The organism is Kitasatospora sp. NPDC127067 (genome assembly GCF_042724755.1).
In the GTDB taxonomy this organism is placed as follows: domain Bacteria; phylum Actinomycetota; class Actinomycetes; order Streptomycetales; family Streptomycetaceae; genus Kitasatospora; species Kitasatospora lactacystinica.
Genome location: NZ_JBHXEM010000029.1, coordinates 68,589 through 78,804, shown reverse-complemented (window position 1 = coordinate 78,804; position 10,216 = coordinate 68,589). Strand labels below are relative to the sequence as shown.

The 10,216-nt window shown below is 72.2% G+C and carries 11 protein-coding genes; 6 read left to right on the top strand and 5 right to left on the bottom strand.

What is annotated here, in order from left to right:
- A partial coding sequence (locus ACFWJ4_RS15530; protein WP_380543823.1) for an ATP-binding protein occupies positions 1–820 on the bottom strand: 820 nt, incomplete at its 3' end.
- A 361-nt stretch (positions 821–1,181) separates the two neighbouring features.
- Positions 1,182–1,406 (bottom strand): hypothetical protein, encoded by a 225-nt coding sequence (locus ACFWJ4_RS15525; RefSeq protein WP_380543821.1) that lies wholly within the window; start codon positions 1,404–1,406, stop codon positions 1,182–1,184.
- A gap of 532 nt (positions 1,407–1,938) precedes the next feature.
- On the opposite strand from ACFWJ4_RS15525, the gene ACFWJ4_RS15520 reads away from it, so the two are divergent.
- The 3 genes from ACFWJ4_RS15520 to ACFWJ4_RS15510 are packed head-to-tail and all read left to right on the top strand — an operon-like array spanning position 1,939 to position 5,620.
- Positions 1,939–3,315: a discoidin domain-containing protein gene (locus ACFWJ4_RS15520; protein WP_380543818.1), complete on the top strand. Its 1,377-nt coding sequence runs from the start codon at positions 1,939–1,941 to the stop codon at positions 3,313–3,315.
- A 2-nt stretch (positions 3,316–3,317) separates the two neighbouring features.
- The gene (locus ACFWJ4_RS15515; RefSeq protein ID WP_380543835.1) at positions 3,318–4,649 is read left to right on the top strand and encodes an MFS transporter; all 1,332 of its coding nucleotides are present in this window, start codon (positions 3,318–3,320) and stop codon (positions 4,647–4,649) included.
- Positions 4,646–5,620: a hypothetical protein gene (locus tag ACFWJ4_RS15510; RefSeq protein ID WP_380543815.1), complete on the top strand. Its 975-nt coding sequence runs from the start codon at positions 4,646–4,648 to the stop codon at positions 5,618–5,620. The genes ACFWJ4_RS15515 and ACFWJ4_RS15510 overlap by 4 nt, the downstream gene beginning before the upstream one ends.
- A 235-nt stretch (positions 5,621–5,855) precedes the next feature.
- Here the strand turns inward: ACFWJ4_RS15510 and ACFWJ4_RS15505 are convergent, their stop codons facing one another.
- Both ACFWJ4_RS15505 and ACFWJ4_RS15500 read right to left on the bottom strand, forming a co-directional pair.
- Positions 5,856–6,053: a hypothetical protein gene (locus tag ACFWJ4_RS15505; RefSeq protein ID WP_380543812.1), complete on the bottom strand. Its 198-nt coding sequence runs from the start codon at positions 6,051–6,053 to the stop codon at positions 5,856–5,858.
- 303 nt (positions 6,054–6,356) lie between these two features.
- A complete protein-coding gene (locus ACFWJ4_RS15500; protein ID WP_380543809.1) occupies positions 6,357–6,575 on the bottom strand; it encodes a recombinase in 219 nt (72 codons plus the stop codon).
- Positions 6,576–7,632: 1,057 nt separating this feature from the next.
- Here ACFWJ4_RS15500 and ACFWJ4_RS15495 point away from each other — a divergent pair.
- Entirely contained in the window at positions 7,633–7,773 is a 141-nt protein-coding gene (locus ACFWJ4_RS15495) for a hypothetical protein (protein WP_359896746.1), read from the top strand.
- 291 nt (positions 7,774–8,064) lie between these two features.
- Here ACFWJ4_RS15495 and ACFWJ4_RS15490 read toward each other — a convergent pair whose 3' ends face one another.
- Positions 8,065–9,126, bottom strand: a complete 1,062-nt coding sequence (locus ACFWJ4_RS15490) for a DUF2776 family protein (protein ID WP_380543806.1) — start codon at positions 9,124–9,126, stop codon at positions 8,065–8,067.
- A 279-nt stretch (positions 9,127–9,405) separates the two neighbouring features.
- Between ACFWJ4_RS15490 and ACFWJ4_RS15485 the strand changes: the two genes are divergently transcribed.
- Together ACFWJ4_RS15485 and ACFWJ4_RS15480 are read left to right on the top strand one after the other, a co-directional pair.
- Positions 9,406–9,672 carry a hypothetical protein gene (locus ACFWJ4_RS15485; protein WP_380543804.1) on the top strand — a complete coding sequence of 89 codons (267 nt, stop codon included), beginning with the start codon at positions 9,406–9,408 and terminating at the stop codon, positions 9,670–9,672.
- A gap of 168 nt (positions 9,673–9,840) precedes the next feature.
- Positions 9,841–10,068: a hypothetical protein gene (locus ACFWJ4_RS15480; protein WP_380543801.1), complete on the top strand. Its 228-nt coding sequence runs from the start codon at positions 9,841–9,843 to the stop codon at positions 10,066–10,068.
- Positions 10,069–10,216 lie beyond the last annotated feature (148 nt).

The window sequence follows — 10,216 nt, the reverse complement described above, 5'->3', positions numbered from 1 at the left end:
CAGGATACGTCCACCTCGGTGTCCCGCTCATCAGGATTGAACCTGTGCTGTTCAGCCATCGCCTCGCACGGGTTCGCCGGAACATGTGCGCTTTGGTGAACGGGGAGTTCGTCGCGACCGCGGTGGCCTTTCGCTCCTCGCGTTCGGTGAAGATCTGGAACAGCAGTTTGGCGCCCTTGCGGTCCAGGTTCAGGTAGCCGAACTCGTCCAGGTACAAAAGATCGATCTTGCTGTAGCGGGCGATCACCGAGGACAGCCGACGGCTCGCGTCGGCCTCGGCGAGCTCGTTCACCAGCGCGCTGGTGGTGGTGTAGCGCACCGACAGGCCGGTCTCGGCGATCGCGGTGCCGATGCCGATCAGCAGGTGGGACTTGCCGGTGCCGGAGTCGCCGATCAGCACCAGCGGCCGCCCCTCGCGAACCCAGGTCGGGGACTTCAGGTCCGCCACGACCTCCGGGGCGACGTTCGGGTTCTTCGCGAAGTCGAAGTCCTCCAACCGCTTGGGCCGCGGGAAGCGGGCCAGCCGCAGCAGCCGCTGCTGGCGGCGGAGGTCCCGGTCGGCGAGTTCGACCTGCAGCATGTCCAGCAGGAACTGCTTGTAGGTGGCCTGCTCGCGCCGGGCGGTCGAGGCCAGGTCGATGAACCGCTCGCGGAACGCGGGCAGGCGAAGCTCCCGGCATGCCTCGTCGATGAGCATGTCCTCCGGGTCCCCGGGCAGCGACATCCTGCGGCCGGGGACCTTGCCGGTGTCCTGCTCGTCGTCCTGGTCGGTAACGGGGGCTACGGGAGTGCAGATCCCCGGCCGGCTCTGCCTCGGCACCTGGCGCCACCCCCACGGACGGGACCTCCTTGCCCTACGCCCGTTCGCCGACACCGTCGTGAGCATCGACCTGCGACCACCCGCCCCCTATGCCCGCATCGTCGTCCACTGCACCCAGGCACCGCAGGCAGCCGAACAGCTGCGCACGGCGATGAGCGCCTCCGCCACCGCCGAGCCGTGTCCGCTCGCGCCTGACGCCGATGCGGGACCGGCGGCCCGGCCACCACGCAAACGCCCGGGTGCCGTGGCGGCCCACGCCTGAGCGCGCTTGCCCGGGTGCCCCGTCGAAGGGAGGCCAGCGTGACCGAGGAGCGCACGCCGCGGCAGATCGCGGCCGCGGCAGCCGACGAGATCCGCCGGCTCAACGCCGCCACCGCCAGTGGCCGGCGCGTTGCCGTATCCCACCGACATCCACCGCACCGTCGGCGCCCTGGCCGGGCTGCTCGAACAGCTGCCCCAGGCGCTGCACCAGCTCGCCGCCGCCCTGAACGCCACCCGATCCCTGTTCGATGGCGAAGCCCGCCGGGCCGATGTCGCTGTCGAGGCTGGGGGCGCCCGGGCGGGGGGAGTGGTGGAGGTTCGTCATGAGCGGCCCAACCTCCGGCCGACGGAACCGGTAACGGGCGAGGAGACCGGCCCCTGGCCGGCCTGCCACGGGCCCTGACGCAGCGCCTGCCGTGGGTCCTGACGCGAGACCCCCACCGATGCCACCTCATCCGCGTTCAAGCAGGTCAAGGGCCGCTATCGAGGGTGGTGGAGAGCCCGTAGTCCATGTCGTGCTCCGTTCCTGGTGCGCGGTCCGCGCGTCGTCCTTCTGTCTCCACTGTACCCCTGGGGGTATTTTTCGGGTCGCCGCTCCAGGACGCCCGTAGGCCGGCGCCCGTCGATCCGCGCGGGATTTCGGTACGCCCGGACTATTGTCAGGAAACTTTACTTTTCACTAGGCTCTCGGCGGCGGCTTGGCGCGGCGCCCCCTCGATCGGGGCGTGACGCGCTCAGCGAGAGCTCTGACCCGGCCGCCGCGGTGGTGAGGGAACCACCGCTCGACCGGCGGGGATCACGTGCGGGCCCCGCCGGAGTCCAGCTCTCGCCGTCGTTCTAGGTCAGGGAGTTCAGGGATGCGTCCCCAAGTCTCGGTAAGGCCTGTTCACATCGGAGTGTTCGCCGCGGTGCTCGTGCTGGTCGGCGGACTGTTGCTCGGCTGGTCCGAGCGGGCGGGAGCGGCGGCCGATCCGCTGCTCTCGCGGGGCAAAGCCGCCACGGCCTCGTCCACGGAGGGCTCGTCCTACGCGGCGGGCAAGGCGTTCGACGGGGACACCGGTACCCGGTGGGCGAGCGCGGAGGGGAAGGACCCGCAGTGGCTGCGGGTCGACCTCGGGGCGAACGCCACCGTCTCGCGGATCAAGCTCTCCTGGGAGGCCGCGTACGCGAAGGCGTACCGGCTGGAGGTGTCGGCGGACGGGGCGACCTGGACCACCGTCGCCGAGGAGAAGGCCGGCAACGGCGGCACGGACGACTGGACCGGGCTGACCGGCAAGGGCCGGTACGTCCGGATGTACGGCACGGCCCGCGGCACGTCCTACGGGTACTCGCTGTTCGAGATGGAGGTCTACGGGGTCACGGACACCACGCCCTCGCCGACCGCCACGCCCTCGCCGACCGCCACGCCGTCGCCGACCGGGACCGCCCCGGGCGGGGCGTTCACCGTCGTCGCGGCCGGTGACATCGCGGCGCAGTGCACCGCCTCGGACAGCGCCTGCGCGCACCCGAAGACCGCCGCCCTCGCCCAGAGGATCGACCCGAAGTTCTACCTGACGATGGGTGACAACCAGTACGACGACGCCCGGCTGTCGGACTTCCGCGCCTACTACGACAAGAGCTGGGGCGCGTTCAAGGCGAAGACCCACCCCGTCCCCGGCAACCACGAGACCTACGACCCGGCCGGCTCGCTCTCCGGGTACAAGGCGTACTTCGGCAGCATCGCCTACCCGCAGAACAAGAGCTGGTACAGCTTCGACGAGGGGAACTGGCACTTCGTCGCCCTCGACTCCAACGCCTTCGACCAGAGCGCCCAGATCGACTGGCTCAAGGCCGACCTCGCGGCCAACACCCGCAAGTGCGTCGCCGCCTACTGGCACCACCCGCTGTACTCCTCCGGCGGGCACGGCAACGACCCGGTCTCCCGGCCGGTGTGGCGGATCCTCTACGACGCCCGGGCGGACCTGGTGCTCAACGGGCACGACCACCACTACGAGCGGTTCGCCCCGCAGGACCCGGACGGGAAGGCCACCGCCGACGGGATCGTCGAGATCGTCGGCGGGATGGGCGGCGCCGAGCCGTACCCGATCGAGCAGGTCCAGCCGAACAGCCAGAAGCGGATCAGCGGCGACTACGGCGTGCTGAAGCTGGACTTCACCGACTCCGGGTACGGCTGGAGCTTCGTCGGGACGGACGGCAAGGCCAAGGACACCAGCCCGACCTACAGCTGCCACTGATGATGTACCTGGCCACCACGGGCCGTCGTCCGGACGCGCCGCCCCGCCCCACCGGGGTGGGGCGGCGCGTCCCGGGCACGGTCGTCGCGCTCGGCGCGGTCAGCCTGGTCACGGACGTCTCCTCGGAGATGGTCACCGCCGTGCTGCCGCTCTACCTGGTCCTGGGCCTCGGCCTCTCACCCCTCCAGTTCGGCTTCCTCGACGGACTGTTCAACGGAGCCACGGCACTGGTCCGGCTCCTCGGCGGGCGGCTCGCCGATCGCGGCGCCGGCCGGCACCGGACCGTCGCGGGGGCGGGCTACCTGCTGTCGGCGCTCTCCCGGCTGGGCCTGCTGATGGCCGGCGGGGCCGCCGGCGGGATCGCCGCCGCGCTGGCCGCGGATCGGCTCGGCAAGGGCGTGCGCACCGCACCCCGGGACGCGATGATCACGCTCAGCGCACCGCCGGAGACCCTCGGCCGGGCGTTCGGCGTGCACCGGGCGATGGACACGACCGGGGCGCTGCTCGGCCCGCTGGTCGCCTTCGTGGTGCTGTGGGCGACCGCGGACGCGTACGACGCGGTGTTCGTGGTCAGCTTCGCCACCGGCCTGCTCGGTGTCGTGGTGCTGGGCCTCTTCGTCCCGGCCGACCCGTCGGCACCGCCGCCGCGGGCCGCATCGACCCGCCCGGTCCCGTCCGCGTTCCCGTCCGCTGCCCCGACCGCTGACGGGTCCGCTGCCCCGGCCGCGGGGCCGAACGCCGCACCCGGCCCGGCCGGCACGGCGGCCCGGTCGACTGCCGACCCCGCCTTCCGGCGGGTGGTCGCGGCCGCCGCGCTGCTGGGCGCCGCGACCGTCGGCGACTCCTTCCTCTACCTCCTGCTCCAGCGCGGCCTCGACCTGTCGGCCGCGCTCTTCCCCCTGCTGCCGCTCGGCGCGGCGGCCTGCTACCTGCTGCTGGCCGTCCCCGCCGGGCGGATCGCGGACCGCGCCGGACGGCGGATCCCGTTCCTGCTCGGCCACGGCGCGCTGCTCGCCGCCTACCTGACGCTCCTGGTCCCGTCGGGCCTGCCGACCGCCGTGCTGGTCCTGGTCCTCCTCGGCGTCTTCTACGCCGCCACCGACGGCGTGCTGATGGCGCTGGCCGCGCCCGCGCTCCCGGCCGCCGGCCGGGCGAGCGGCCTCGCCGTCCTGCAGACCGGACAGGCCCTGGCCCGTCTGGTCGGCGCGGCCGGGTTCGGCGCGGCCTGGACGTGGTGGGGGCCGCGCCCGGCCCTCGTCGCGGCCGCCCTCGCCCTGGCCGCCGCGCTCACCGCCGCCTGGCGGATCCTCCCGGGAAGGAAGGCGCGCCGATGAAGTCGCGAACGGTCCTGCTGGTCCTCGCCGCCCTCGTCCTCCTGGGCGGCTCCCTCGGCTACGTGGTGCACGCCCGCCAACGGGACGGCGGACCGCAACCCGTCGCCGCGGACGTCTCGTTCACGCTCGACCAGCCCGGTCTCTACTACCGCGACACCGCCACCGGCCGCGTCGCCCGCAGCCCGGGCGGCGAGCCCGGCGGCCCGTCCTGCGCCCGCTTCTACGCCGCGGGGGACCGCGCCCTGTGCCTGCGCGCCATGCCGGGCACCCCCGCCCGGACCCAGGCCGTGGTCTACGACCGGCGGTTCACCGAGCTCCGGTCGGTGATCGTCCCCGGGATCCCCAACCGGGCCCGGGTCTCGCCCTCCGGCCAGGTGCTCTCCTGGACCACCTTCGCCGTCGGCGACTCCTACGCGGCGGACCGCTTCTCCACCCGCACCTCGATCCTCGACCTGCGCACCGGCTACCTGATCAAGTCCGTCGAGGAGATCCCGCTGACGATCGGCGGCACCCGCTACCACGCCGCCGACGTCAACTACTGGGGCGTCAACTTCGCCGCCGACGACAACCGCTTCTACGCCACCGTCTCCACCGCCGGCCGCACCCACCTCGTCGAGGGCGACCTCAAGGCCTGGTCGGCCCGCACCCTGCGGGAGAACGTGGAATGCCCCTCGCTCTCCCCGGACGGCACCCGGATCGCCTTCAAGAAGAAGGTCTCCGCCGATCCCGCCGCGCCCTGGCGCCTCCACGTCCTCGACCTGGCCGACCTCCACGAACACCCGCTGGCCGAGACCCGCAGTGTCGACGACCAGGCCGCCTGGCTCGACGACGCCACCCTCGCCTACGCCCTCCCGGCCCGGGCGGGCCAGGCCCCCGACGTCTGGGCCACCCCCGCCGACGGCACCGGCACGCCCCGCCTCCTCCTCCCCGGTGCCTCCTCCCCGGTCACCGTCCCGCCCCCGCCGGCCTGACGCCCGCCGGCCCGCCGCCTGCCGCACCGGCCCGGGACGGTGGGCCGCGCCGCCCCCGCCGGCCCCACCCTGCGCGACCACCTCGCCCTGCCCGTTCTTTGGGCGGCGCTGAACGTTCACGGCCCGTCCGGAGCGCCGGACGGGCCGTGAACGGAAGGGCGGTCGACCGGGGACGGCGCCGGGCCGGGGCGAAGGCCACGGCACCGGCGCCGACCGGCGGTCCGTCCCGGGTTGCTCACCGGTTCGCGGTGGGCGCCCCCTTGCCCGACGCGACCTCATTGCCGAATACGCCGACGCCGGAGACGGGGTGGGAGCCGGTGTCGGCGAAGGCCGGGGCGGCCGTCGCGGCGCCGCCCGCGACCAGTGCCGCGGTGAGCGCGACCGTCGGGGCGAGGCGACGGGCCTGGTTCAGGACACGGCTGTTCTTGCGCATGCGAATTCCCCCTTTTGGTGACCGAGTGATGCGCGGCCGGGTCCGGCTTCCGGCCGCTCACTCATCAGACGTGCGGGGGGTGTGGAGGTTGCAGGTGGACCCGGAATTCTTTCGGGATCCGCTCCCTCACCTCCTCCCGCACTGCCTGGAGCGCCGCGACCAGCGCACCGCGCCGAGCGCGATCGCCGCCACTAGTTGACCAAGCCGTAGCCGATTCCGTGAGACATCAGCCGCTCCCCGCCGCTGGCGGACGGGCCTCCAACGGGGGGATGGACACACGAGAGCTGACTCGTATGGCAGGGTTCATGGAAGTGAGTACTCCGGTGGCAGGGACGGTCGGGGCCGGGGAAGGCCGAGGTCGACGACGGGCCGGCGGCTGCGGCGGCTGGCTTCGTCTCTCTTGCCGCGCAGGAAGGTGAGGGTGAGGTCGATACCTTCGATCTCACCGATCCAGCCTTCGGCTTCAGCGCGCTGACGCCGGTCGAGGAGGTCGTGCTCAAGCTCGTTCAGGCGAGGCAGCATTCAAGCCCTCGGCGGAGGCCATCTCCGAGGTGACAAGCCTGCTGGCTCCCAAAGACGCCCGACGCTGACCGATCCGCCCGCCGCCGAGGCCGCCACCCGGCTCGTCACTGAAGCCGGCGGAACTTGGAACCGATACGCGCTCGGAGACCACACGCGGTGACAAGGCAACCGCCATTCCCGAAGGCTCGAAGATCGCGTTCGAGTCACGACGCCGATGTTCAGGAAGGTTCACCTGAACTGAGGCGAACACCAATGGACTTAACCGACAGCTTGCCGATGCAACTCAAGGAGGTGGGCTGCATCGAGGGATAGCGCCCGGGCGAGCGCGGCAACCGTCGCCGCAGATGGCGCCGGCCTGCCTCGGGCGAATGCCTCATGTACGGTGGTTCGCCCCAGACCAGAGCGCGCCGCAAGCTGCGTCTTGGTCTGTCGAACCTGGGCCAGCCTATCGGCCAGCAAGACTCGCAGCTCGGCCAATGCTTCCTCGTCAGGTACCCGAACGGGCTCTGGCTGCTGCACTGCAGGCGTGACCTCAACATCCACAGCCCTCGCGGGCCTACCGCCCCGCAAAGCGGCCAACTGTTCCTCGACGTCGCGTCGTAGCTTTTGCCACTCAGTGATGCCTTTCTCTCCCCGCGGGTGCCATGCGGACACCATCGCGCACAGCGTGTTCATCGACGCCAATCGAGTCCCGTTGAGCGAGGCGTAGATCGCCGTCCGACTCGTTACCCACTTGCCGCTGGCCACCCTGTCGATGCTGATCTCCCGAGCCGCTTGGCTGCCTCCTGCTCGCGCTATGGCGCTCTCCTGCAGTTCGGAAAGCTGAATGGCGAACCTGCCCAGCGGGTGTGAGCGATCGATAGTGCGTCGCCGATTCGGCACGGCTCCCCCTTAACGAACGTCGGGCCAAATCCCGGGAAGTCCCACTTGGTCGCGCTTGGTTCCGGGCTTTGAACAGTCCGCTACCCAGCGTGCTGACATTGAAGCGGCCCGCCGGAAAGGCGTCCAACCAACACCGACGGGCCACTCAGGATCCAGCCTTCGAGAGGGGACCCAGATGCCCAACGCTACGCGCCCGCCAGCCACTGAGGCCAGGACCAGCATCGCCCTGCAGCTCATCGGGCAGGCCGTCCGTGGAGCCTTCACCGGCGCTTCCCGCGCCATCACCGAGCGGCTGATCAAGCTGCTCTCGGAGTAGTCATCACCTTCCCGGCTGCAGACTCTCGCCACGCAGCCGGGAAGGTTGCCGACCAACTGGCTGTTGCTGCTCGCTGAGACCATCACTCATCGTGGTTGCAGCGCTGACTTTATGGGTGGATACGCGACACCTCAACATGCGCGCCTACCAGTCTCAACCCCCGTGGTGGGGTCGGCCCGCGGCCCGGGCACGCCGTCGGCGCCTCTCGGGGGCCACCAGGTGCTGCAGGACGTGGTCGGCGGCCGGGGACAGCCCCGCGGTCCCGCGCCCGATGAGTGTCCGGGCGGCCGGTCAGTTCCGGTCGGCGACGCCGGCCTCCAGGACGGAGACCACGGCGAACAGCGAGAAGCAGACGGCGCCGAGGCCGACCAGGACCCGGGCCGCGACCGTCACGTCCGGGTCGGCCGACTCGAACAGGAACGCCGACATGAACAGGCACAGCAGTGTGGTGCCGACCGGGACCAGCGGGGCGCGGCCGGCCGGCGGCGCGGCACGGCGCCAGCCGAGGGCGAGCAGCAGCACCGCGCTCAGCACTGTCCAGCACAGCAGACCCAGCCCGATCTGCACGTACCCGGTGGCCAGTTGACCGGGCCGGGGGTCCAGGGCGACGACGACCAGGCCCCCGGTGATGTCCATGGCGCCGAGCACGGCGGCCGGGACGAGCCACCAGACCCGCTCCCGCCGGGTGTACGTGTTCCGGATCTGCCGCAGCAGGGTGATCACCAGCCCGATCAGGGCGGTGCAGACGATCGCCTGGTCGACCACCACGTGCCCGGCCGTGAAGCGCCCGTCCGAGTCCCCGCCGCCCCCGTTGGCCAGCATGACGATCGCCCACGCCCAGGCGGCGGCGGCCGCAAGGACTGGGACCGCCACCAGCGCCCGGGCCGCGGACCGGCCGAACGGCGCGGGCGAGAGCGGCGGGGAACCCTCCGGCAGGACGGCGTTCTGCCCGATCAGCGTGAAGCGGGTGGCGACCGCGGCCACCGACGAGACGCACACGCAGACCAGGCCGATGCCGAGGACCACGCTGCCGGCCACGAAGTCGGCCACCGGCCGGTGGCTCTCCGCCAGCAGGCCCAGCCCGTAGCCGACGGCGGCCCCGGCCACCGCGAAGCCGAACGCCGGGTAGCCGATCCGGTCCAACGCGCCGAAACGGCCGATCAGTTGCCGCACGACGGTCGCCGCGACGGCGAACAGGCAGAGACAGACGGTGGCCAGGAAGACCAGCGTCAGGCCCGCGACCCGGGCGCTCGGCCCGGTGGAGTGCGCGAGGACGTAGCCGCCGAGCGCGGCCGACACCGCGCCCATGAGCAGCGGAATCGCCCGGAGCAGCACGCTCATTCCGTGGTTCACCAGGTCTCCTCGTTCCCTCGCGCTCGCCGGTTCCGGGCGGCAGTCAGTGTTCAGCCCGCCGGGTCTCCGGCCGGGACCCCGGCGGCGGGTGTCCACGGATTTCGTCCGATCGGCTCACGGCGACACCCGCCGTGCGGGACCCCGGCGGTGGCCTTGTGAGTGGGTGGGGTGGTGTCAGTCGGATGGTCAGCAGCGTGCTCATCGAGGGCAAGGAGCCGCTGAGCTCGGCTTCTTCTTGAAGAGGGCCGTGGATTTCCGCTGCTACGGGGTGACCAAGGCATGAGTGATGATTGCGGGTTCGACGGGGTGCGGGTGCACCCGGAGCTGGGTGCCGGCCCGCTGGGCTGTGCCGAGTGCGCGAAGGTGCTGCGGATGTTCCAGATCCTGGCCGGGCCCGGGGTGCTGGCCGCGCCGGGTGCCTGCCCGTCCTGCGGCACGCTCACGAGCGACGTCGCCGCCCTGGTCGACGTCCCCGCCGCCCTCGACCTGCCCCCGCTCACCGACCCTACCCGCCCCACAGGACGCCACCGCCGCACCCACCAATAGCCCCGGGCAGCCAGGAGACCCGTCCACGCCTCGCCTCCTGGCTGCGCCGCGTCGCCGCCGCACACTCCATGGCCGGATGGACGGCCAGGACCGGCCGGTGACGTTTCCTGTCCGGGCCGGACCGACGTCCCGTCCGCGGCCGAGGCCCGGGGTGACAGACTGTCGGCCATGAGTGATCAAAACGGCCATCCGCCCCGGCGTCCGCTGGTCCAGCCGTTCTCACATGCGAGCGCCGCCGCCGACGAACCCGTCGCCGAACGGCTGCTCCCGGCCGAGCGCCTCGGCTCGCCGTTCTCCGCCCCGACCTCCTCCGAGGCCGAGCCCGGCCAGGTCTTCCCGCAAGGCGGCCGGCGACGCCTTGGCCCCGGCGGCCTCACCGCCCAGGCCCCCGCCTGACCGAGGCCGACCCGAACCAAGCCGATCGCCCAGGAGTCGGCGCTCACATCGACCGGACGGCCCGCTCGCAGCGCGGGCAGACGTGCCCGGCGTACTCGTGTCACATTTCGGTTGCTTCACGGTCCTGGTGCGGTAGGAGTGGGGAGGC